Annotated in this window: 9 protein-coding genes and 1 pseudogene; 5 read left to right on the top strand and 5 right to left on the bottom strand. The window is 33.0% G+C overall.

The genetic code is table 11. The features are described 5' to 3' along the window. Window positions 1–3: 3 nt before the first annotated feature. From HGO49_RS00900 to HGO49_RS00890, 3 genes are all read right to left on the bottom strand, one after another. Window positions 4–615, bottom strand: a complete 612-nt coding sequence (locus tag HGO49_RS00900; protein WP_172758440.1) for an actin-bundling T4SS effector WalE1 family protein — start codon at window positions 613–615, stop codon at window positions 4–6. 246 nt (window positions 616–861) lie between these two features. Further along, entirely contained in the window at window positions 862–1,806 is a 945-nt protein-coding gene (locus HGO49_RS00895; RefSeq protein WP_017532282.1) for an IS110 family RNA-guided transposase, read from the bottom strand. 212 nt (window positions 1,807–2,018) lie between these two features. After that, window positions 2,019–2,525: an actin-bundling T4SS effector WalE1 family protein gene (locus tag HGO49_RS00890; protein ID WP_172758441.1), complete on the bottom strand. Its 507-nt coding sequence runs from the start codon at window positions 2,523–2,525 to the stop codon at window positions 2,019–2,021. A 322-nt stretch (window positions 2,526–2,847) separates the two neighbouring features. On the opposite strand from HGO49_RS00890, the gene HGO49_RS00885 reads away from it, so the two are divergent. The 3 genes and pseudogenes from HGO49_RS00885 (at window position 2,848) to HGO49_RS00875 (ending at window position 5,438) form a co-directional block, all read left to right on the top strand. Further along, window positions 2,848–3,510, top strand: a complete 663-nt coding sequence (locus HGO49_RS00885) for an exopolysaccharide biosynthesis protein (RefSeq protein WP_172758442.1) — start codon at window positions 2,848–2,850, stop codon at window positions 3,508–3,510. A gap of 194 nt (window positions 3,511–3,704) precedes the next feature. Then, window positions 3,705–4,025, top strand: a complete 321-nt coding sequence (locus tag HGO49_RS07435; protein ID WP_172758443.1) for a transposase — start codon at window positions 3,705–3,707, stop codon at window positions 4,023–4,025. 226 nt (window positions 4,026–4,251) lie between these two features. Continuing rightward, window positions 4,252–5,438, top strand: a pseudogene (locus HGO49_RS00875) (molecular chaperone DnaJ). Here HGO49_RS00875 and HGO49_RS00870 read toward each other — a convergent pair. Next, entirely contained in the window at window positions 5,428–8,532 is a 3,105-nt protein-coding gene (locus HGO49_RS00870) for an ankyrin repeat domain-containing protein (protein WP_172758444.1), read from the bottom strand. The pseudogene HGO49_RS00875 and the gene HGO49_RS00870 sit on opposite strands and share 11 nt — an antisense overlap. Window positions 8,533–9,261: 729 nt before the next feature. On the opposite strand from HGO49_RS00870, the gene HGO49_RS00865 reads away from it, so the two are divergent. Next, window positions 9,262–10,548, top strand: coding sequence for a hypothetical protein (locus tag HGO49_RS00865; protein WP_172758445.1), 1,287 nt, complete (start codon window positions 9,262–9,264; stop codon window positions 10,546–10,548). A 32-nt stretch (window positions 10,549–10,580) separates the two neighbouring features. Beyond that, a complete protein-coding gene (locus HGO49_RS00860; protein ID WP_172758446.1) occupies window positions 10,581–21,011 on the top strand; it encodes an ankyrin repeat domain-containing protein in 10,431 nt (3,476 codons plus the stop codon). 98 nt (window positions 21,012–21,109) lie between these two features. Here HGO49_RS00860 and HGO49_RS00855 read toward each other — a convergent pair whose 3' ends face one another. Beyond that, window positions 21,110–22,030 carry an Rpn family recombination-promoting nuclease/putative transposase gene (locus HGO49_RS00855; RefSeq protein ID WP_172758447.1) on the bottom strand — a complete coding sequence of 307 codons (921 nt, stop codon included), beginning with the start codon at window positions 22,028–22,030 and terminating at the stop codon, window positions 21,110–21,112. Window positions 22,031–22,035 lie beyond the last annotated feature (5 nt).

Genomic DNA, 22,035 nt, shown 5'->3' with positions numbered 1-22,035 from the left:
CTGTCAGATTAAGTTGTGTCTAGTACAAGTAAGGTTACCAGTGCTATTACGTCGCGTTGTTCCTATTTTACATCCTATTGTTGCAGTTGGTGTTTCACCTTGATACTTCACATTACTTACTTTTTTGCTTTCACCACACTTGCTTGCTATCTTATTAAGCTTCTCTATAGAATTAGAAAGTTTATGCTCTATTGTACATTCTCTAATAATCCTCTTAATTTCATCATGATGTTCAGAGAAAATTTCATAGAGATTGTTATCATCTTGAGCCAACAAATTTTGCAACTTCTTATCATCCAATTTTTTGACAAAATCTGCTTGTTGTTTCAATTGATTGATTAACTGGTCCTTTTTGAAACCTTGTGGACCATCAATAGAATCAGCTTTTTCCAATATTTTTCTGTTTAATTCAGAGAATATTTCCTTAATTAAAGCAGATTTATTGACAGTCTTGTCTTGCAAAATTTCATTAACAAGCATCTCCTTCACACTATTGAAGTTTTTCGTTTTTTCTTCTGTTTTTAAAACAACAGTTTGATTCTGCAAGTCTATTGAATATGGGATGCTATCCAAATTAGATATACTTGAACCCAAATTACCCAATTTACTTCCCATCAACTATGTTTTTTAAAATTTTTTGAATTTAGTTTCATTACAACTTTTGTTTGTAATTTTGTTTTTTATTCGAGTAAAAAGTGCATTTTTGACAATAAAAACCCTAACTTAATCATAGAAAAATTTTGTATCAAACAACAGTTACTGCTTAGATCTTATGGTTAACGAATATGTGGATAAATACTTTAAATGTGTGTAGACGTATTTATCCACATATTCGTTAACCTATTTTCTATGCAGATTTTTTTAATTCACATTGACTGCTTCTTTAAGCCTCGCATTGGCAATTACTATGATTTTACGCATTAGAGCTGTCATAGCCACCATCTTCTTTTTACCTTTACCAACAAGCCTTGAATAGAAGCCACCAAGCGCAGACTTAGACCTTGAAGCAGACATCGCAGCTGTAAAAAGCTTTTCACGAACGTTGCTTCTGCCACCACTTATTCTGCGATAACCAATAGTTTTACCACTTTCTTTCGGATGAGGTGCAACTCCAGCAAGACTTGCAATTTCTCCCCTACTTACATAACCAAGTTCTGGCATTAGACACAGAAAATCTTGAGATAATTTTGCACCTATTCCTGGAACTGTTTTAAGGATTTTTTGGCGCTTTTGTAACTCTGGATTCTCATCAATAATTTTTTGTATGGTATTGTTGAGCTCATCTATCTGGCTATTAAAGAATTCAATAGTTTTCTGACAGCTTTCTTTTATATGGTCGTTTTCAGGTGCTGCAAGCCTAGATTTCTCTTGAGCTCTCATTTTTGTAATGTCATCACGACGTTGACAAAGTGCAACTAAGGTTGTTTGTTCTTTTGACATAGGTGCAAATAGAGATAGAGTACTATAGCGTTCAAACCCATACTGAGCAAGGGCTCTTGCATCTGATTGATCAGACTTTGCTAAAGTTCCATGAGATAGAACAAAGCTTTTTACTTTGCGAGTATTAGCTCGATGTACAGCAATATCTTTATCAACAAGAAAATGTGCTAAGCCAAGCTCATATTTTCCAGTGTTTTCCAGAGTTACTAAAGAATTAGGTAAGATATTTGAAAAATCTTGAAACAATTGTTGCCAGCCAGCAGTATCATTGTCGAATTCGACAGCATTCTTCTGTTTGTGAACTGCAACAACATTTTTAAATTTTCCGATATCAATGCCAATAAAATTTTGATAAGATGTAATCATAATAACCTCGATTAGTTTTAATTAATTTAAGATTGTAAACGGGTGCATACATATGTCCCATGCAACTATTCAAACGTATCGAGAGATGGGCTAGTGTACCTTGATCCGAACGGTTATAATACCAACAGTTGGTCGGTCGCACACGCCCGTGATAACTCTATTCCTATAGTGAGTAGGGTTATCTTCCCTCTTATCTCCTTTATATCATATTTTTAACTTACAACTTTTTTAAGTGTATCACTGGTGCCTTCTCTTGTTTTCTGTGCTACAGAACTTCCAGCTTCTTTTAACGAATCTTTAGCGTTTATAAAGCCTTTTTTTATTTTGCCTGCAGTATATTGTGTTCCTTCAACAATTTTTTCAGCTGACCATTTGAGTCCTTTATATCCAGATTGAACTGATTTTACAGCTACTTTTACAGCGAAATATAAAGTAAGACCAACTATAGCACCTGGTATAGCAAGTGTTACACCAACTGCTAAAAGTGTTAATAATGCTGTAAATAACCCACTTGCTGTACCTACTACAAGAGCCTGATCTCCTTGTTTCATGCGAGAGAATTCTGTATCTCCTTTTAACAGGTCAGTGATTCTTTCCTTTAGCTTTTTGTGATTATTAACACTCTTCATATTCGATAGATCTTCAGTAAATTTCTTAAAATCAAGATCATTTTCTTGTTGAGTTACAAGAGAATATGAATTTGTTTCATTAGGTAACATTTTTAACTTCACTATTAATTCAATATATTATATTTTATATATGTCATCATTAAATTAGTGTTAACTTGATTACTAATATTGGTATAGCTTAAAATAATTTAGCTGGACATGATTTTATAGAGGCTCAAATTTACGATTAGAGCCTAGAGTATAGTAATTATAAATGACTCAAGAGACTTTGTTCAGCCAAAATAATTAGATTCAAACTGATAAGGTTGTATATAGAATATCAGAGGATTATCCTGATAATAGTGTTAAATCAAGATTGGAATATACGAGTAATTATGCTATTTATTAGGAATGATTTTGTTAAAAAGTAACTGTGCAAAAAAGTGAGAATTTGACTGAAGATAAAAAATTAGCATCTGATATTCTACAAGAGGTTGCAGATGCTGGTAATACTAATAGTGACAAAGTGACGTTGTTTGAAATTAAAATATCTCTACAAGAACGTGGTTTTGGTATTTTAATAATTATTTTCTCCTTGCCACTATCTGTACCTATACCAGTTCCACCTGGCTATACAACTATACTTTCCATACCTTTAATCTTATTTTCACTGCAGCTTCTGCTTGGGTTTCATTCTCCATGGATGCCAAATTGGTTAGAAAGAAAATCCTTTAAACGTTCAACACTAGCCCTTGTGGTCAAAAAAACTTTACCTGCATTAAAAAAAATAGAAAAGTTCATGAAACCAAGAATGTCCTTTATCTTCCGAGGGCCAGGTGAAAAGATTTTGGCATTTATAATGTTAGTTTGTGCGTTGGTGATAGCCAATCCGTTTCCATTAACTCACTTTATTCCAGCCATCGGTACAACTCTTATTTCACTTGGTATTATGAGTAAGGATGGTCTTGTCTCGATATTTGGAGTGTTGGTATCCTTGTGTGGAATATTATTTGCTCTTATTGTAATAGTTAAAGGACCACAGCTTATAATGAGTGCGTTTTCTTTTCTAAAAGTTTTGTGCATGGTTAATCTTTAACTGTGAGAACCTATTTTGAAAGGGAATAAAGAAGAGAATAAGATGAGGTAAGCAAAAAATAGGAGAGTAACAAGCGATATAAGTGACAAAGAATGAGAGCCAAGTGTTGCACAAGGAGCGATAGGTCGGCTAAGAAGGCATAATATCAGAATAATTATTAATGCAATAAGATATATAATGGGAGGTGGTTGCCAGTGGAGCAAAAGATTTTTCACCATTGGAGACAGTGTACGACTATTTTCTCAGGTAGTGGCAAATTGGAAAAAATACATGATATGCTAGTAAAAGAGGTAAGAAAAATGGTTGGCAAAAATGAAACACCATCAGTAGGAATAATTGATAGTCAATCAGTGAAGACTACTCAAAAAGGAGCTGGCAAGAAAATAAAGGGTAGAGAACGTCATATTGTTGTAGACACAGTAGGCCTAGTTATTATGGCAGATGTTCACAGTGCAAGCGTTCAAGATCGTCATGTTGCTCTAGATCTTTTTATTCGAGCTAAAGTAAAGCCTTAAAAGATAATTATATCATAAGGATTATTAATATTACCATAATAATATCTGCCATATATAATGAAAATTAACCTTGTTCATAGAAACTAAAACAAAATGAAGAATGTTTCTAAAATATTCCATATACCTTCACACTATAGTGTAATACATCTAAGTTACTACTGATCACTTGCAAAAAATATTTAAGTGTAATATACTCAAAGTACTATGTATTTGTGTGGGGACAAAAATGGGTCAACATTTAAAATTAACTGATCAAGAATTTAACAATAATACCGAGCTATTCGATTTATTAGAACTAAAAGCTGTACAGGTTGTAGGTAAGAATTATCAAGAGCTTAGTAGGATTTTAAAAAAACAATATAATAAGCTGGTGCTTGTGAATCACCCTGATAAAGGTGGAGATAAAAATAGATTTAATCAAATTTATAATGTTTATCAAGGACTAAAAAAATACATTGAACCTTTAGAGTCAGGGAATCCTTGTATTAAAGTGAGTGTTAATGCTGAAAGTAATGGTCGTTTAACAGAAAGAGAATTTTGCTATAGGCAGAAATTGTTTGTAAAGCTGGGAATCAGTAAAGAAGCTATAGGCGCAGATTTTGAAAAATTGAATTCTATGCTAGAAAAAAAGCTTTCTTATGATCCTTTATCAAGAGATTGTATTGCGCAATTACGTTCTTACATTTTTCCTCTAAACAAAAAAGAGAATCTAATAAAAGAAGACAAAAAAGCATTAGCATTAAAGTTTATAGAACGTAAAAATGCCTTATTAACTTTTCAAAATTTTGCTTATTTGCCCTTGTTTCTACTAATTACTATTACTATAGCTTGCTACTTTTCATGTGTGATCATACTACTCAACTTCTTTGTCAACAAAGTCACTGGTTTATTACTAAATTACTATATGAAAAAATATGAAAATTCAGAGATTTCTACTGATGAATTTATAAGTAAATTGAGCTATATTATGCTAGGCAGCAAGTTTCTTATTATATATCCTTCAGCTGCTTTTTCTGTTTATTTAATTACAACAAATTTCATTGCAATGGAGTAACTGTTGGTGGAGTTATACTTGGTCCAATGTTGTTGTTAGCAACATTTATTGCAATATTAGCTCCTGTTTTTTTGAAAGCTTGTGAAATATACACTGAAAAACATACAAAAGATTTGTTAGAAGAGGATCCAAGGGATAGAGTGGAAAAGGAAACTGACTTATTGAAATGGTACGATCCACGAAAACTATTAATGCCAATTATCATGCCTCTTGTTAGGAAATGCTTTGCAGAAGTGGCAAATGAACTTGCTGAGAGAAATTTTGATGAGATAAGCACTGATTTGTCTGATGCTCGCACTGAGAAGTTACCTAAAAAACTTCAACCAATTGAATTTGTAGAGCGGAATATTACAGTATAGTACGAGTTCCTTCATTGTGGAGAGTAGCTTGCGTTTCTTGGAGACTTGAGACTACTCTCATCTTTGTAGGCTCTTTCCAAAGGGGGGCTTCTGTCTCATCAGATTGACCGATCTTTTCAGAATGAATTAATCCTCTAGATCTATCGAAAGAACCTCGGTTTATAGCTTCACTTACTGATAACCCTCCTAGTAAGCAATTCTTGCCTATTTTTTCGTCATAGTTTTCTATTTCCTCTAGTAGATCTTCATCATTCACTTCTAATATTACCAAATTTTCATCTTCCTTATCAGGATATAATCTCACTTCCAACTCTCCAAAACTAGTATCGAAAGTCAGTACTATATCACTACCATCTGCAAGGTCTGTGTAATTTCTTATTCCTCCTTGAGTAATAATTTCTACTTCACTTTTACCGATCTTTATTACACTTCTTGCACGCTCTATTTCTTTCTGAGTTAGTACTAGATCTCTTACTTTGTTTGTTACTTTTGCAACATCTATTATACTATCTTCTGAATATTCCAAGTAGAAATTAGAGTTGTCTATTCTTATGTCGTTCAGCTCACAATTGGTTGCACTTTTTGCAACTTCAATAAACTTATGAGTCTTTCTAATATAATCTTTATATGCTTTTATAATATTAGTTTTGTGGTCTTTGAATTCCGATTCCAATGTAATCATTACTTCCATGCTATCCTGAGAATAGAAGACAGCTCCTCTTGCTACCAATTTATATATTATATCATTGGCAACTTTAGAATTCTTCTCTAATCTATTAATTTTTTTTGTTACATAATCTAGAAAGTTGTATTTTTTATTTTTAGAAGATTTTTTAGCAAAATTTAGCACTATCCCAGAAACTATAGCCTTATTGACTAATTTTTCTAGCTGTTCCATATCTTTAACTTGAGATATTTCATTTAAAAATCTGTCTAGTACTATCTCTTGATTTTGTATGTTCCATAAAGTACTTGGTTGAGGTAAACACTTTCTCTCCTTACTGTGGATTTTTGAGTCCTTTTTTTCAGGGTGAGTTGCTCCTGCTTTTAGAAGTAAATCCTCTACTTCTTTGCACGCAGTCTTAGCATAACTAAGTACTTTCGACATACCTGCTCTATCTTGAATAGTGAAAATCATTTTCAGATCCTGACTATTATTGTGTTTATTCAGAAATTTTTCTAAATTTTCAATAGCTCGAGCGTTAGCAGATTTACCTATCATATGAGGTTTTTTACTATCTTTAGATAATACTGTACCTAGGAGTATATCATATAGTTCCTTACTCAACTTCTTCTGATTTGTAGTGAAGAAGTATTCTAAACTGTTGACGTTATTATTATCAATCGCAATTTGTAAAGGGGTTTTTCCTGTATTGTCCTGTATGTTAGGATTAGCTTTTCCCTCTAAGAGTAGATCTATAATAGGATAAGCATAATTTCTATTAGCAGCATAATGTAAAGGTGTTTTCCCTTCATTGCTTTTTATATTAGGGTCAGCTCCTGCTTGTAAAAGTAAATCTACTAAAATAGAACCGTCATGATTGAGTTTTGAAGCAGCATGTAATAATGTTAATCCAGACTCTCCTCTTTTAAGATTAAGAACAACTTTTAAATCTTGATCGTTCTTGTTATCTTTTAAGAACTTTTCTAGTTTATCAGTATCGTACTGATAAAAACACTCTATACCCTTAAGAATCTTTAATAATTCTTTATTTAACTTTTTTTGATTTTTGGTCAAATTAGTTGTACAAGCAAGCCAGATACACAGTAGCTCCTCAAATGAGTATTGACTAGCCATTAGAGATCTACCTTTACTTAATTCAGATGGAAACCATAAATATTTTTTAATTAATTCATACTCTTCATCCAATAGTTTGTTTGCTTCTAACCACTCTTGCTTAGCACTTAATTCTTTTCCTTGCTCAAATAAACTATGATAACTTTCATCTAAAAATTCATCTTCATAATGAATTTCTTTCTGGTTACAACTACCTCTATCATAATTAATTTCCATTTTAGTAAATTTGTTTGCTTTGATCTTTACCTCACTGAGCTCATCTAAGGGTGATCTTCCAGGTTGAAAATGTAGAGCTTTTAATTTTAGATTTTCATTTTCTTTTTGTAATGTACTCAACTCTCTAGTTAAATCCTGTTTTTCTAAATTCAATGGCCTATTTGATTCTAGACACTTTTGCTCAGAACTCGACTCTGGTTTTATTCCGTCAAGAAAAGAAGCGTAACCTAAATCTGATTCCTGACTATATCCACCTTTATCACAATCATTCTCCGTTTTAGTAAGTTTGTCTGCTTTGATATCTGCCTGATCGAGCTCATCTAAGAGTGATCTTCCGGGTTGAGGATGTAGAGTTTTTAATTTTAGATCTTCATTAACTGCTTTTTGTAATCTATTCAACTCTTCAATCAAATCATGATTTTTAAATTTTTCTTGATCTAGTTTCCTATAAGCGAACCTTAGATTATCTCTCAGACACTCAATTTTTTGTAAATAATTATTATCATCTAGTAACTTCTTTGTTAAGTCTTCCAGCTGCTTTTCCTTCTCTCCCAACCGCTCTTTTAACCGATTTATTAAAGCCTTAGCTTGATCCAAATCTTGATTTAGCTTTTTATTTGTTATGTTCATGAAATGAATGTCATCTTTTTGATCCTTTAACTTCTTCTTTAAGGTGTTAATTCTAGAAATCTTATTTTCCAGATCTCCTTTTAATTCTTCTCTCTGTTGTTCTAATCTTTCAATTTCTTCACAGATGTTACGTTTCTCTCTTTCGTCTTTCTCCATTGTAACTTTAAGCATTTTAATTTCCCCTTCTAGGGTTTGTATTTTTCTGGTCAGTGCAATTACTACTTCGTTATCCTCTTCTGCTATTTGCTTATAGTGTTTGTGTAACCCTAGATTTCTTTTAAGATCAAAATTTTCTTGTTGTAGATCTTCTATTTTACTTTCTAAATTATCTATTACTGAATTTTCTTTATTGATATCTTCAAATATTTCTTCATGCAAACCTTCAAATTCACGAGACGTAGTGTCTTCAAAACCATTACTAACATGTTCTATCTGATTTGGATTAAGCATACCTATACCCCCTACTAAAATCAACATATGGTATATTATATATCATAATTATAATGAATTGAAATGTGAATTTTTACAGAATAGGTTTATATGTAAAACATTATAATACCATTAAAGCAGATTGATAATTCACAGTCTTTTTGAAGGGATAACTCTAATAAGAAGACCATACTAACTAGTGTTATAAAGAATTGTATTATTTACTACTTTAAAAAAGGTCGTACATTCGTGAGAACAAGCCGCGTAAAAATAAGGTTACAAAAATAGAAGTTTGAAACCTTTGCAAACAAAGCTAGGCAAGACAGTTCGTATGTAGATATTGATTAAATGGGCTAATATAGGTGATTTTAGCGTATAGTAAAATTATTATAAAGAAAAGTTCGTATGGTACACATGGTAGACCAACACATCCCAAAACAAACTCTTCTCACTGTCCTTGGTTTTGAGTGCTGGAAATAGATATTTTATTTAAAGTATTAATAATATATTTTGCTAAATTAACACCATTTTGCTTGTGAAAGAATTAACAAGCGTATGACAAAAACAGAATATAAAATAAATAAAAGGTCATATATTGAGCCTGTTATCGAAAACTATTCCCAATCTAAAAAATTTTCTAAATAAGGATTGACAGGTTACAAAGGTGTAGTATGATGTTAAAAATGATATAGGATTTTAGATTATTATAGTTCTATATCTTGTTATACTTTTGTTTGTGAGGTAAGAATTATGGATTTAGACGATCTAACTAAAATAGCTTTCTCTATTATTAAAGATGATGATCCTTATAAAGAATCTAAACAACTTCAAATGAGGAATTGGGGACGTGGTTACTTGGAAACTATTAATACTGGAAATATTTCCTTTTTCCTTGATATATTGTCAGATAAAGAATGTTGGGAAAAAACCGATACAATACATGGTATCAAACTCAATAGAAGGTTAGTTGCTAAAAAGGTGATAGAACCTCAGAGTTGGAAAGGTACAAGCAATCTACTGAAGGACTTTTATCTTTACCAAATCGCATGTTGGTGTTGCTTAGAAGAAGAAATAATTTCCCTATTTGAACATTTTAAACAGGAAGATAAAATAAAAGAGGGAGATTCAGATGCACTAAAAAAATTAGTTAAATCAGTAAGTGGAAATTGGTGTACAGATGCAATGATGCAATTTTGGTCACATTTCATTAGTGGATATATTTCAGAGTTAGATCTAAAAGGTCAGCATCCTTATGTCTTTGGTTTACACCGTGCAGCAATAAGTTCGAGGAGAAGACGTGTAGAAGCAGTAGAATTCTTTTGGGATAAGGTTCAGTCATTACCTGAGAGTGAGTTAAGTTCTCAGGAAAAAGATGAAGTTTTCATGAGAATTGCAGTACATGCAGCAGGTGATAGTGGCTATCCTGATGTATTTGAATTTTGTTTAAGCCAAATAAATCCTGATAAATATTCGGAGCTTTTGAAAAGAGATTTAGAGAAAAATGGTTATTATGGTTCTTTAGGTAGAATGAAAGACATGCTTAGTTTTGATAAATTTCAGGAACTATTTGATTGTTTAAAATCAAGTGAAGTTTCAGAAGATGATTACTCTCTTTGGTTAAAATTCATGATAAAAGACTGTCCAGAGGATTATTTAGGTTCTGGTGTGGAAGTTTTTATGCATATGTGGAAAAAAGAAGGATTTGATAATCATCGTACTTTCACATTGGACGAGGAAATGATGGAAGATTCTTCTTTTCAAGGAAAATTTTCGGTGCATTTGGTTGAAAAAGGTTTTATGAAGCCAGTGTGGGCAATGTTAGATAAGGCTAATTCTAGGCAAATAAAAGAGTTTATGGACTCTAAAAAAGATCATATAAGTTCTATATTATTAGGGAAGGGAGATAGTAACTCATTAAATAAGTTTTTAGGCTATGGTAAGTTTGTTGATAAAGGAATTGATCAAGAGATTAGACCTGGCCCAAGTGGTGAACTAACTGAAGTGGAAGTTAGAAGAACACATAGCCAGTCTAGGTAAATAAAAAAAGTTATATATTAACAGGGAGTTTTATGCCAAACGAAGAAAGACCACAGGATTTTGAGTTAATAGAGTTATTGATTAAAGAAGCAAGGTCTGTTAAAGGCGATGGTCATGTCAATCCTTCAACTCAACCAAGCAGTGAATTTAAATCTTTCAAAGCAAGGTTTCAATCATATGTTGATCAGGTGCCTTCGTATTTACATTCAGTAGGTAAAGAAGGATTTTTTCCTCAATTCTTTTTGGGGAGCTTTTCTACTTTCATAGACACAGAAGTTGCAAAGGAATTAAGGATTAAAAAAATATATTTTCGCTTTGATGGTCCGAAAACTTTGAAGGTTGCTGTTGTAAGAGATGCGGGTAATGACAAGGAGTATAAAGATAAAGGTTATGGTGCTTATGAAGAGAATGTAAGTCTTTTTATGATTTCAGATTCTGATAGCATAAATAAAAAGTTTACCTATGGCGATCTAGAAAATATACTTAATCAATCGGGCTTAACGTCACAGGGTGAGCATATAAGGAATGTTAAAAATAAACTTCAAGTTCGATCAGTAAAGGTTGGTAAAAGTAATGAAGGAATGTTTATTGAGGTAGAAGATAATAAGTTATATGAAGATATTTCTACGTCACGTGAGTTTTTAGAAGTAAAGAAGGGATTATGGAATAATCCAGAAGGTGATATAGAAAAGCTGACTAACCCTAATGCAGAAGAAGTGAAAAAACCTGTTGAAAATATTCTTAAAAAAGTCGGTAAAATTCACTCTGAATATGAGAATTCACTTACCTATGCTCAAGGAACAAGAGAGGCAGCACATCATGGGTTTTTAGCAGGAGCTCTAGTGAATTTCCGCTATAGACATAATCTTAGAGTTTACCTCGAGCAATTTGCAGGAAGAGGTTACGCTGATATTGTTCTAGTGCCTCGTGGTAAGGATAGATCATTAAATGCTGTTCCAATTATTATTGAATTGAAAGCAGGAACAAGTAGTGGTACTACACCAAACAATGCTTTGGAGCAAGCAAAGGATTATGCAAAAGGGTTTCAGCCAAATACGATGCGTGTTTTAACCATTTCAGATAATCTGCTTTGTGTAGGGTTAAACTTGGATTCAACTGAAAGTGAAAAGTTTTTAATGCATATATCACCTCGCGAAGACAGAAAAATTGCTCCACCTACAATGCAAGCACTCTTGAAGGAAGCTTCAGACTGGAATGGAAGACAAGATACGATTCCTGATGTTAAAGATAAAATAAAGCAGCCACTAGAACGTATTTATCACACATTTCCTGGTACGCCGGAGAAAGGAGGTAATTACTTTAGTAGATTTCTATTAGGGCAACTTCTTCTTGCTAATGAGTTCGAGAGAATTCATTTAGAGAAATACGTATTTTTATATAATGAGTACCCACTTGCCGCTTCTACAAGATCGGGTCCACAATCAACTGAAAGGCCTGTGACAACATTTATGCTGACTAAAGGAAATCAAGGACAGGATAAAGAGGTGTTTATTTTTCACATTAAAGAGGGAGGAAAAGGAGAGTTTAGTGAGAAGAAAATACCAATTAATCTACCAAAAGTTGGTAAAATAACAGAGGTATGTATAAGTTTACAAGAGGAAAGAAAATCAGATTTTTTTGATGTAGAGAAGGTTAATAGATATAATTCCTTAAATGAGTATAAAGGGGGAAAGGAATCTTTTAATGGAGAATGGAAAAACATTCCTTATCCTGCCGAGTTCAAGGAAACATTTGATAAGGTATTAGAGTCTCAGCTTGTTTCTTCACAAGATCGATCTCAATCAATAGGCAAATATGAAGAGTTATTTAAAAAAATAGGTGAGGCAATGCTGCCTTTTAAAAACTTAGTAGAAAAGGAAGCACATACTCAAGCTGTATTTCATGGAGCATTCAGCCACTATAGTGATATAAAGTTAGGAGAGTTACAAGAAAATAGAGCATTAGTATTAACAGAATTTCAAACTGGAAGGGGAAAACGTATTGATATGCTAATTCATGGTATTAAGTTTGTAGGTCATGATAGCAATGCTAAAGAATACGATCCAGTAGGGTTAGAACTTAAAGGACCAAGGAAAGACACAACAGCTGATGCGTTAAGGGATGAAGCAAATAAACAAATAACCGATGAATACAAGAGAGGTGTAACTTATAAGACGCTGACAGATGGAAAGAAAGTGGCTTTTATGGGTGTTGTGTTTGATAAAGGTGCAAATAGTGCAGATTCTCTTATCTTAATGAGCAAAGATGAGTTTGCTTCTGTTGAGGTAGTTCACAGTTCTGTCTTTAGTATTGGTCAGCAGCAATGTTCTAAAGGAAGAAGAACACGTAGTATAGGTATATCCTGCATAGACTCACTTGATGAAGAAAAGATTACAAAGGAAGAAAAGGAAAAACTTATTAAAGAGTTATTTGGTATTGAAGCTCATGACACAAAAATTATAACAATAGATTCTCCTCAAGTGAGGATTGATGGTGGTAAAGTAAATGTAAAATTCAAAGACAATAACGGTAATGATAAAGAATTAATAATAGATAATGCTGCAAATATTAAGAGTATAGAAAATTATATACTGGATAAGAAAAATCTTGAGATAAAGTTAAAAGTAAGCAGCGATAAAGAGTATGCTATAATAGAAGAAATTAAAGGGCAAGGTAGCGAGTATTATTTAAAAATTGATGACTATAGAATAAAATTGGATAGTATATTTCAAGATGGAAAAGAAGTAATCTTTGATAAATTACATCAACTATCAAATGATAAGCAGTTGTTAGAGAATAAAAAATATATTGAAGATATAGGTGATGTTCAAGCTAACCAAGATTACAATAATATTGTAGAGGAAATTAAACAGAACTTGCTAGCAAAAGGTGTTAGGGAAGATACTTTTGATAGGTTTAAAAATCATTTTGATGATCTTGGTGAAAAAGTTTTTGCAGATTATATTGGTAATGTAGAAAGCAGTCTTAAAGAAAAAAGAATTAAGTTTGATAGTGGTAAATTTGAATCAGCAAAAATACAAGGGGGGAAAGGAGGAAAGTTTTTTTCCACGATGGCTATATATGACTTACTTGATAGTATAGGTGATACAGCAACACTTGGACGACATGATAATAATGCTTTAAAGCAAGTATTTGGTATCAATGGTATACTGGATGCTATGGATGATGTTAGGACGAGTGTAGGTATTTCTCCTAATAGTAAAGTAGGAAAATTGATTAGTAAAGTACCACAACCTGTACGTCAAACGTTTGTTAAGATTATCAGTAACCCCATAGTTCAAAGTATTACATTTGCAACCATTGCTTATCAATTTGGATATAGTGTAAGTGAAATAGCTCAAGGAAATCATCATCCACTAAATTATTATTGGACAACTAGCAGTAGTGTAAAACTAGCAAGTATGAGCATAAGTCCTATAAGTACAGGAGTTAGTTTTACAGTAAAAAGTGTAAGTGCAACCACTAAGATTTTAAGAGGGTTATCTGCTGCAGGCAAAGTTTTAGGTAGGGCATCAGTAGTTACTATGGTTGCTGATGTATTAGTAACAATGGGCGTAAAAATTTATGAGAGAATAGAGTATACCAGGGCAATAGCAGAACAAGTACCTCTGTTACCTGGTGGTGAACAAGCAGAAGTATTTTTTGCAGGGGTGATTAAGTTTTTTACGGGAAGGGATGTAGAAAAAGAATATGAAGATACAATTAGAATAAAAGGTTATTTAAATCAGATAAAAGAAGTCGCTATACGCTTACTAGATGATAATTATAATGTTGCTGCAGTTGTACAATATGTAGTCTCTATTGAAGAGAAATATAGTAAAATAATTAAAAGTTTGGGAACAAGGCCTATATGTAAGAGGGCAATATTTCCGTCCTGTAGGGGTATGGTAAAGGAAGAGTGTGGTTTAGAGAAAAGATATGACAATATTTCCTTTGGTGAAATCAATCTAACTTCTAACGTGAAGAGAGATTTATCTTCGCTAAATGTGTCTGAAACATTATCTGTGATACCCTATACTCTAGTTATGAGTGAAGCTTGGGAAAAGTTCGTCTGTGACGTATCTGGTATAGTGCAGGACAATTCTCAATGCTATCAAGACATAGGTAGAAAGGAAGTTTATATTGTTAATACTGATGCAAAACATATTCCTCACTTGACTAAATATGAATACGAAAACCTTGGCTTAAGAATTGTAGATGCACCATTAAGAAATCCAATGCGAGAATTTCAATGTAATAAAACTAACGAAGTGTCGCGAGGATATGGAAGTACTTATGGTCTACATTTTCCATGTAATACTGGTAAGATCCACGAAAAGTGTCAGGAAACCTTTACCCTATCAGGTGAGCCTTTTATTTTTACTAATCCAAAAAGGAAAGATCCTGGCAATACAAAAAAGCAAACATTTCCTAGAGGATCTATATTATATATTTCAGGGCCAAAAACGTTAACAGCAGCAGCAAATTATCCAGCAGCAATGTATGTTCCAGAGGGTAGTGGTGTACATTATACTGGCTCAAAAAACAATGAAACTATATTTGTTATTAACAATTCTACGTCTGGTACTCTCGAAGGTGGGATAGGAAAAGAAAATACTATAGAGATGAATATTATAGCTGATAACATTATAGCTGATTTGCACAATGGAGTGTTAAGTTATGGTAATAGCAACAACATAAGATTGGTTAACACATATAACTACGCATCTAATTCTGACAATAGGCAAAATATTACTACTAACTGCAAGACGACTTTAATTAATGTAAAAAACGCAGAAATTTGGCAAAATTCATTTAACTGCACAGATAAAGATTATGAGGTTAGAGTAGTAAACAAAGAAAACGTGCACCACAGAGGGTTAAAGCGAACAATATTTGTTGTTAATGAAGATAGTGATAATGCCAAGATAGTAAGTGATTTAGGTAGTACAGAAAAAATAAAAGAGAACATTGACATAATAAGAGTTGAAGTTGATGATATTACACAGTGGGGAATAAGTAAAGATATAAGCAAAATTGGCTATAACTTAGATTTTTTATCTAATGATACACAAAGTATTATTTCGAGTATTAGAATCGATAATTTTAAAAATCTCATAGTTCAGGTAAATTGTAGTGGAATAGTAGAATCTGTTACAGTACAAGATAAGTCTTTTACTGATACGATAGAAGATATTAGATATCAAAAGTTGAGAAATTCAGGGGATGATATTAGTATGGAGGTAGCACAAAATAGTGAAAAAAAATTAAAAGCATTTATACAAGCAAGTATCCTAGATCAGAAATTACTTGATGCTTATCGACTTGCAAAAAATATTGCCAGTAAGAGTAATGTAGACGTACCAATATATCAAGTAGAGGTGATTAAAAATCACATGGGAATACCTAGTGAAAAAGTGATAATTGCTGGTATGTACTCAGATCAGGTAGTTGTTGATTTTAGTTACAATAATTCTGACGTTACAAGTAGTTATCAGAAATACCGTAATAATGGAGGGAGCTATAGTTATGATGATTATATGGTACTATGTAATTACTATCAAGACATTACAGTAGAAGGAGAGAAAACGCACCATCGGTATGTCATTAAACTACCAGATACATTAAATAGCGAAATTTTATCGTCGCCAATAAGGCTTAATCTAAAAATAAAAAACAAAGCGTTACCTATGCCTTATAGTATTATAGATTTTGCTGAGTTGAATGTAATAGATGTCAACAGTATAGTCATGAAAGAAGGTGAAAGGAGTTATATAAATGAATGTTATGGCAAATCAATCTCTGACCTTACAGAGGATAGTTTAGAGATACAAGATATTACAATATTTGATAGTAAAGGTACTAAATGGTCTTTATCCATTGGTTTAGTTGATTATTTTAAAAATCCAGAGAATCAACAAATTGTATTACGAATAAACAATGAGCTTTATAAAATCGATAGTGCAAACTTAAAGTTTGAGCATATAAAGATGGATCCTAACTCTTTCAGATATTATCAACCAGAGGAGGAAGGGTTACAGATTTATCATAATCAACCTATTGATAAGAGTGATGTTGGTTTGGTTGATTTTAGAGATAAATCTATATTGGATTTTGATACCAAGATTACTGATGACAGTTTAGTGTTATCACATAAAAATAATACCTTAGCAAAAGTAGAAAATTGGAATACCTATCAACCAGCAAGGGAAATGAAGTTTGCTTTTAATGATACGGTGGTTTCTAATTTGAAATGCATAGTTTCTACTTGTAATTCGGGAGATATTATAGAGTCCTTTAGTAAGGAGAAAGTAACTTTATTAAAGGAAAGAATGTTTGATGCTATAGTGCGAAACAATATTAATGAAGCTAAAGGTTTAATTAGAAAAATAGAAACTATTGAAGGCAAAAGAGGATTAACACCTTTATACATTTCTATTCAAGCAGGTAGATTGGACATAGTAAAAACTCTTTTTGATAGAAAGGATTTTAGTGTTGAAAATAAGGATACCTACCCTCTGCACTTAGCTGCTCAGGAAGGTAAATTGAGTATAGCTAAGTTTTTTGTTGATAGAGGTATAGATACTGGTGCTCAAGATAATGATGGTAGAACACCTCTTCGTATAGCTGCTTACAATGGTAACCTGGATGTGGTCAAATTTTTTCTTGAGAGAAATATGGGTATTGAGGTTAAAAATAATGATCCATATAAGATGATAGAAATAATTAAGGTTCTGAAGAAAGAAATTATTAATCAAGTAGAAACTACACCTAATGTAAAAAGATGGGCAGAGTTTTTTGTAGAGAAGTTGAGATATTCAATAAAAAATGTAGCACAAGAGAAGCTAAAGGATGGTATGTTACATGATCGTTATAGTTCAGTTAATAACCTTGCTGATGAAATTTATAACTCAGATGGAAAGTTGTTTGATGATATAATCAAAAAAGTTATAAATGACGTATATGGAAAAGTAGATACAAAAAAAATATTAAGTTTTATACGCGGTCATGGTTATATTGGTCAGCTTATTTCAGGTTACGTAGCTGTCTTTGATACAATGCAAAGGAATAATGATTTAAATAATGGTGAAGTATTGAAGTTAGCTTACTATATAAAAGAAACAATGAATTTTGATAACTATGCTAATACCAGGTCAGAAAAAAGATCTGACCTTGAGAAGCTAAAAAGCAGATTGCCAGAGTCAGTAAAGAATATAGTATTTGCGTCACAAGTATGTATTACGAATGTTCGTTTTAATGAATATATATACTCTGTTGACAGCTTGTCTGATCAAAATAGGAGAATTGTACGCACCTGGGTTCCTTCAAGTAGAAGTGATCCTCCTGGTTCATGTGGTAATGATGAGCAGGGTATGTGGAAGATTCAACCCTACGGCGATTATGTTTGCATTACGAATGTTCGTTTTAATGAATACTTATACTCTGTTGACAGCTTGTCTGATCAAGATAGGAGAATCGTATATACCTGGGTTCCATCAAGTAGGAGTAATCCTACGGGCTCATGTGGTGATGATAATCAAGGTCTGTGGAAGATTCAACCCTATGGTGATTACGTTTGCATTACGAATGTTCGTTTTAATGAATACTTATACTCTGTTGACAGCTTGTCTGATCAAGATAGGAGAATCGTACATACCTGGGTTCCATCAAGTAGGAGTAATCCTCCTGGCTCATGCGGTAATGATAATCAAGGTATGTGGAGGATCAAGGATTGTGGGTCTAATGTAAGAAAAGTCAGAAGTCAGGGCGTAACTACTAGCACTAGAGACAATAATGGTGAAGCCTTTACAGATGGAAGTTTTAATCAAAGCATAACAGAGCCCCCTGTTTGCGATGTTTCCGTCAATAGTCATTTTGGAGAAAATATTGATATTAATTCTGTAGATGAGAATGGTTTAACACGTATACATTCAGCTGCATGGAAAGGTCAAGTGGATGATGCTAGATCATTAATCAAGAAGGGAGCTTATATTGATGCTGAGGATGTTTTTGGTAGAAAATCTATACATGTTGCAGTTGAAAACAATAATAAAAACATTATAGAATTTTTTCTCGGTGAGGGAGTGAGTATTGATGATGTTGATAGATACGGTCGCACACCACTATACTATGCTTCTTGGAATGGGAACTTCGATTTAGTAAAGTACCTTGTAGAAAAGGGAGCTGACATTAATGCTCAGGACAAAGGTGGTAAAACATCTCTAGATGCTGCTATTGATAAAAAACACGATAATGTAGAAAAGTATTTAAAACAAGTACAACTAGATAAAGAATTATTGATTGCAGCAGAGCATGGTAATCTTGATGAGGTTATGGTTCTTGTAGGTCAAGGAGCTAGCCTGAATGCTAAGTATTATAGTGATGGGCGGACTCTTATGCATGTTGCTGCTTATGGTGGTAATCTGGATATAGTAAAATACTTTATGACGGGTAAAGAAAATAGTTTGGAAATTAAAGATATTGAAAGTGTGAATTTGAAAGATAGTGTATATGAAAAATCTAATCAATCAGTAATGGCAGTTGATCAAAGAGAAAAATTAAAGTCTCTTATAAATGAAAAAGATAAATTTGGTTATACACCGTTGCAATATGCTGCTAAAAATGGCCATTGGGGTGTAGTTAATCTTTTCCTTGATAAAACTGCTGTAAGAGATCAAGATGATGTTGAATATAAGGATATATTCTCACGAAACTGGACCACTATTCAGTATGCTGTTTATAATGGTGATTTAAATCTACTAAGTGAAGTATTTCCATTTCTTTCAGGTAAAGAGACTATTATTAATACTAAAGATAATAGTGGTGTTAACGGTAGTAGTGGTGTGGCTCCGCTACACTATGCCGTATATTACAATGGTCTTGATATGGTAAAATTTCTTGTGAATGAGGGTGCTGATATAAGTGCCAAAGATAGTGATGATAAAACACCTCTAGATATTGCTAAAGATAAAAAGCATGATGATATTATAAAATATTTAGAACAGGCACACTTAGATAAAGAATTGTTACTTACTGTGAAAAATGAAGAGGATCTAAAGACAATTAATAGTCTTATTGCTAAAGGTATTCATGGAAGAGAAGATAGACATGGTGCGTATTATTATGCTTGGAATGGTGACTTGAATGCAGTCAGGTCTCTTGTTGAGAGGGAGGGTGGTATTAATATTACTGATAAATATGGCTGTACACTACTACATTGGGCTGCATTGAAAGGTCATTTAGAGGTTGCTACGTATTTAATTAACGAGAAGAAAGCTAATGTGAATGCTAAGGATGTACTTGGCAGGACTCCTATGCACTTTGCTGTTATGAATAATCAAAAGGATATTCAAGATGTATATGGTAGTGGGCCTATGTACACTGCTGCTGAAAGCAACGATAAGGAGATTATAGAACTTTTTCTCATGAAAGGAGCAAGTATTAATGAGGCTGATAAAAATGGTGAGACACCACTACACTTAGCTTCTTGGGGTGGTCATTTCGTTATATTGCAGGATCTTATAAATAATGGGGCTAATATTGGTACTAAAGATAGTAGTGGCAAAACACCGCTAGATATTGCTAGGGATAAGGGACATAATAATCTTGTACAGCACTTACAACAAACACAGTCAAGTCTAAATATGGAATTGTTAACTGCAGTACAAAGTGGTGATCTTAATAAAGTTAAAGATTTTATAGGTAGAGGTGCTAGTATTCACGCTGGAGACAAGGATGGTAAAATACCTCTAGATATTGCTAGAGATAAAGGATATAATAATATTGTAAATTATTTAGAGGAAGAGCTCAATAAAGAGAGAGAAAAACCTGTACAACGCAGACGCCGTCATCACCATGGAGATCATAATTCTCATCACTTGTCACGCAAACCTCTTGCTACGGATTTAAGTAATCAACCAGAGATAGCAACAAGCAGTGGCGCAAAACCATCTTCGTGGATAAATGGTTTACTTGGTTGTTTAAAAAGCTCTGTGGATGGGTTAGTATCAAGTGTGACAAACAAATTTGCTGTCAAAGAATCGGAAGACTCTAAATCAGGAGATACCGATGCATGCTCTGCAGGGTTAGAAAAGATGTATAATGCTACCATACCACAGTCTAGAAAATCACTAGGTGCACCGAAAGGAAATATTACCAATAGGAATTGGTCTTCCAATCGGGAAAAAGTAAGATCAAATGTTACAGTTGTGCCAGAAATAAACAACGCTGTGGTAGATAGTGCACTAATATTAGGTGACTTAGCTGTTCGTCTTGTTAATGGGAGGAGACATAAACAACCGATTTATGAAAATCTTTTATCACCAAGAGAGCAATCGATGAGGTCTATAGATGAGGATATGATTATAAGAGCTATACAGCAAGGTAAGGAAAAGTTTGGAGTTCCTGGCACTAACATGGATGAAGTAAGAATTATAGGCGATAAGACTGAAATCGGAAAATAAATGGAGGGCTAGATGTTTCGTTATGGTAGTAATCTATCTAATTCTATGTGCAATCTTTATAGCTATTTTAGACAGTTCACTAATATTGAAGTGAATAATTATGTTTTTTCTTTGAGTTGTGAAATTTCAGAATGAGAGAGACCGGTAATTTGAGCGATAACATCTATAGGGACACCGGCCTTGAGTGAATTTTTTGCAACTTCAATTTTACCTTCAATTTTACCTTTTTCATGGCCGATTTGGATGCCTTCTAGTCTACCTTCTAGTCTACCTTCTTGTCTACCTTTTTGAGTAGCATCATCGAGTTTTTGTTCCAAGATAGCAGCTTCTTTTTGTAAATCCATTACCCTTTCTTCATAAGCTACAAGATCTTTCTCATTCCAATGAAACTTATCTAACTCATCATATGCTAACTTTATTATCGGTGACTTTTCTGCTATTTTCCTTAAATCTTCATCAGTTGTCTCTTCTGCGTATTTGAAGAAAAAGCACCATCTCTCAACAGTAGTTTCCAACTGCTCTACTTTACTTTTTGTAAATTTAGGTAGTTCAATGAAGACAAATTGAAAATCTTTTAAATAATGTCCGTTAGTCTTTATATCGCGTATATTATGAGTGGAAATATAATAAACATCTGAGGGAAAAAGAGTACTATTGGAAATAGCAATAAAGAAAACAGTTTTAAAATCAATGTAATTGCCAGACTGTCTCGAGTAGGCTTTGGCAGCATAAAGTTGGGCACGTTTCTCAAAGCCTTTATCACGAGCAAGCTGCATTTCCGCAATATACCTATTTCCGAGAGAATCCTTACAGAGGACATCAACAATGCTTTGTTTATCAGAAGCAATCTCAGGATTCATAATGGTGCTGAGAAACTCAACATCCTGAATAGCATTAACTCCAGTAAAGCCTAAGATATCATTCAAAAAATGGATAAGGATATTCTTGTTTTTTTCAGTACCGAAGATTTTCTTAAATGTTAAATCTAATTTTGGATCGAGAAACTTCGAAAGAGCCATGAGAA

Source organism: Wolbachia endosymbiont of Diaphorina citri, assembly GCF_013096535.2.
Lineage (GTDB): Bacteria > Pseudomonadota > Alphaproteobacteria > Rickettsiales > Anaplasmataceae > Wolbachia.
The sequence above is the reverse complement of the archived record's forward strand: the minus strand, read 5'-3'. Positions and strand labels throughout refer to the sequence as shown.

Bases quoted from the DNA above. Each gene is read 5' to 3' on its own strand.
- HGO49_RS00855 (WP_172758447.1), bottom strand. From the start codon at position 22,030: ATGGCTCTTTCGAAGTTTCTCGATCCAAAATTAGATTTAACATTTAAG.
- HGO49_RS00865 (WP_172758445.1), top strand. From the start codon at position 9,262: ATGGATTTAGACGATCTAACTAAAATAGCTTTCTCTATTATTAAAGAT.
- HGO49_RS00895 (WP_017532282.1), bottom strand. From the start codon at position 1,806: ATGATTACATCTTATCAAAATTTTATTGGCATTGATATCGGAAAATTT.
- HGO49_RS00900 (WP_172758440.1), bottom strand. From the start codon at position 615: ATGGGAAGTAAATTGGGTAATTTGGGTTCAAGTATATCTAATTTGGAT.
- HGO49_RS00890 (WP_172758441.1), bottom strand. From the start codon at position 2,525: ATGTTACCTAATGAAACAAATTCATATTCTCTTGTAACTCAACAAGAA.
- HGO49_RS00860 (WP_172758446.1), top strand. From the start codon at position 10,581: ATGCCAAACGAAGAAAGACCACAGGATTTTGAGTTAATAGAGTTATTG.
- HGO49_RS00870 (WP_172758444.1), bottom strand. From the start codon at position 8,532: ATGCTTAATCCAAATCAGATAGAACATGTTAGTAATGGTTTTGAAGAC.